Annotated in this window: 2 protein-coding genes; both read left to right on the top strand. The window is 65.9% G+C overall.

From position 1 onward, the window contains the following. A partial coding sequence (locus A5678_RS22990; RefSeq protein WP_197502233.1) for a helix-turn-helix transcriptional regulator occupies window positions 1–1,607 on the top strand: 1,607 nt, incomplete at its 5' end. A 175-nt stretch (window positions 1,608–1,782) separates the two neighbouring features. Beyond that, window positions 1,783–2,037, top strand: coding sequence for a hypothetical protein (locus tag A5678_RS27335; protein WP_156747047.1), 255 nt, complete (start codon window positions 1,783–1,785; stop codon window positions 2,035–2,037). Window positions 2,038–2,378 lie beyond the last annotated feature (341 nt).

Below are 2,378 nucleotides of genomic sequence, written 5' to 3'. Positions count from 1 at the left end.
TGCGTAGTGATCTGGATCCCGACCTCGATGTGGTCATCGAGGCCGCGGCGGCCGCGCTGGCGATGTCGGACATCGCCTTGGCCGAGGAGCTGGCGCGATTCGCGGTCGATCGCGGCGGCGGCCTGGCGGCCGCGATCGTGCTCGCCGAGGCGGTGAGTTGGCAGGGCCGCGCCGACGAGGCCGAGATGGTGCTCGCCGACGCCGACCCCGAAGGCGCCGACGAGTCGCTGACCGTGCGCTGGGGCTGTGTGCGTAGTGCGAACCTGTTCTGGGGTTGCGGAGACCTCGAAAGCGCCTGGCGCGTGCTCGGCGAGGTGAAGAAGCGCATTACCTCGGAGGCGGGCATCCATCTGGTCAACACGCTAGAAATGTCACTCGGGTTCTACTCTGGTGACGTCGCGACGACGCTGGAGATCGGGCCCGGCTTGTGTGAGTCCGATTTGTTGCCGATGGCGACCGTGTGGGCGGCCGTCCCGACGTGCGATGCCCTCGCGGTCGCAGGGCGATCGAGCGAAGTTCATCGGATAGCCGACGCCGGGTTGCGCGCCGCTGCGCTCGGCGACCTGGGACTGCTTCGGTTCAACATCGGGATCGCCGAAGTCATGGCCGACACGGCCGCCGGTGACTATCCGGCGGCCGAGCGTGTCTTGAAGCGTTACGCCGCCATGGCCGCGGGCATACCCGAGGCAGACGCCATGGTGCAGGCGATGCTGGGATTGATACACGTGTCCCGCGGCGTTCTACCCGAGGCGCGAGCCGCATTCGAAGAATCGAAAGCGATCCTCTCACATGGTTTTCCATTGCCCTGGTTGGCCCTGGTGGCCGCGTGGCAGACCCAAGTCGAGGCCGGGCAAGGAGACAGTGCGGCCGCCGCCGCCGCGTTGGACAGTGCGGAGAAAGCCTACGGGCCGCAGGTCGCGGTGTTCTTGCCAGAACTCGAGCTCGCCCGGGCCTGGGAACGTGCCTCCTTCGGCGAGATGACGGCCGCTCGAACGCATGTGATGCAAGCGGTTCAGATCGCGGAAAACGCTGGGATGCACGCGGTCGAGTTGCGCGCGCGCCATACCGCCGTCCGCTTCGGCGATCCTTCGCACGCCGCGCGGCTGGAGAAACTGGCCAAGATCCTGAACACGCCGTTGGCCGAAGCGGTCGCCGCCCATGCCCGCGCGCTGGCCAAACACGATGCCGGTCTGGTCGACGCCGCGGCCCGTCGGTTCGCCGAACTCGGTGCACTGGCCCTGGCCGCGGACGCGTCGGCGCAGGCGGCCGGCGAATATGCCCGCCGAGGCGACCGCGCCAAGAAATTTGAGTCGCTTCTGCAGACCTGCTCTCTTGCGGGGCGCTGCGGACTTCGTTCACCAGCGGTCAAGGCCGCGGCGCGTCCCCTACCGTTCAGCAGTCGTGAGCGCCAGATTGCGATGCTGGTCGTCACCGGTTTGTCCAACCGCCAGATCGCCGAGCAATTGGTGGTCTCGGTGCGAACGGTGGAGGGACACCTTTACCGCCTCTTCGCCAAACTCGGCATCAGCAATCGCGACCAGCTGATCAGCCTATTGAGTCGGGATCCGTTCGGCGGGAAATTGTTAGGGCTTCGCGCCGCAACCTGAGGTTCCGCTGTGCGCCACTTAAGTGCGCAAATACTCACTGCCTTGCCTTGTTGCGCGAATCTTTAGGTCCTTACACGCAACGCACGCGCGGCCCCTACTCGATCTCGGCGCTCCAGCCACGCTACCTCAGGTGAATTCGCCGATTGCCCGGTCAAACGACCATACCCTCGGCCACATGACGTCTACTCGGGAGGGCTTGGCCGCGCGTCGGCTTCGCACTGACCTGGAACGACAATTACGGCCGTGGTGGTTCGCCACCCACACCCGGTCGGGAGCGTTGTTGACGGTCTGCCCCTGGTGCCGCGGCCCCGCCAAGGACCATCCGCTCGACATCCGGGAGGTCCCGCCGGATCTGGTGCCCCAGTACGGGCCCGGCCCGATCGAAGTGCGGTTGTGTACAGGGCGACGCACAGGGGCGAATCCAGGGTGATGGTGCGATGGTCTGCCGCACACGGCAGTCCGGCAAGCAGATCACAGAGCGTCCTTTCTCAGGGGCGCCGGGGTTCTCGCCGCGCAGCACTTGCGGTCTTTCCACCCCGCCGGCTTTCTACTGCGGCAGCGCCACTCAGATGGTTCACCGGCATCGGGCGCTGGAACCCCTTGCCGCAGTCGGCCATCGAACAAGAAGAGTTTCGGTCGCGGAGATCTGAAGAAACTCACAGACGGTAGGGAGGAGGTGTAGGCGTCTGATGGAGCGGGATAGTGAGTGTGCGTGGTCGATAGTGGCGCGTGATGGTGAGTTTCGTCGTGCGTTGGCAGCGTTGCGGGATG

The organism is Mycobacterium sp. E2733 (genome assembly GCF_001667585.1).
In the GTDB taxonomy this organism is placed as follows: Bacteria; Actinomycetota; Actinomycetes; order Mycobacteriales; family Mycobacteriaceae; genus Mycobacterium.
The sequence above is the reverse complement of the archived record's forward strand: the minus strand, read 5'-3'. Positions and strand labels throughout refer to the sequence as shown.